We start from the raw sequence: 517 nt of genomic DNA, 5'->3' as shown, positions 1-517 counted from the left end.
GGGTGGCGCTGCTATCCAGCGGCCCAGATTGTTGATCAGTTCGATCATGTCGATGAGCGATGCGAAACCGGCCGGCGCGATATCGCGCAGCAGCGGCACCGATGTCGGGACGGAGGGATGCGGCACCTCGTTCAGGCGAAGCAGCGCGACGGCTTCGTTGTTGTCGAGCATCTTCGCCTGGCTCGGATAGGAGCCGACGATCACCTGACCCTCGCCGCTCAGGAAGGCCAAAGCGCGCTGGCCGCCATCGTAGCCCGGTACCGGCTTTATCGGCAGGCCCAGCATGGCATTGAGCAGAAAACATTCCGAAGCACTGCGCGAAACGATGCTGCTCGCCGGAAAGATCGCCGGTTCGACCCGCTGCGACAAGTCCTCGACCGACTTTATGCCGCTTCGCGTGCTGGCGATGACGATCCGCTCATCGACCGCCATCTTGCCGATCCACTTGAAGGCGGCAAGGCTTTTGGTCGCGGGGTCGTCCTTCTCGATCTCCGAAGTGAGCAACGCACCCTCGAAC

The 517-nt window shown here is 62.5% G+C and carries 1 protein-coding gene; it reads right to left on the bottom strand.

Annotation, left to right across the window (positions count from 1 at the left end; translation table 11 throughout):
* On the bottom strand, window positions 1-517 hold a 517-nt coding region (locus AC1DX0_RS37100; protein ID WP_477359693.1), incomplete at both ends, for a hypothetical protein.

The sequence above is a fragment of the Mesorhizobium sp. P3_A9 genome (genome assembly GCF_056402975.1).
The sequence above is the reverse complement of the archived record's forward strand: the minus strand, read 5'-3'. Positions and strand labels throughout refer to the sequence as shown.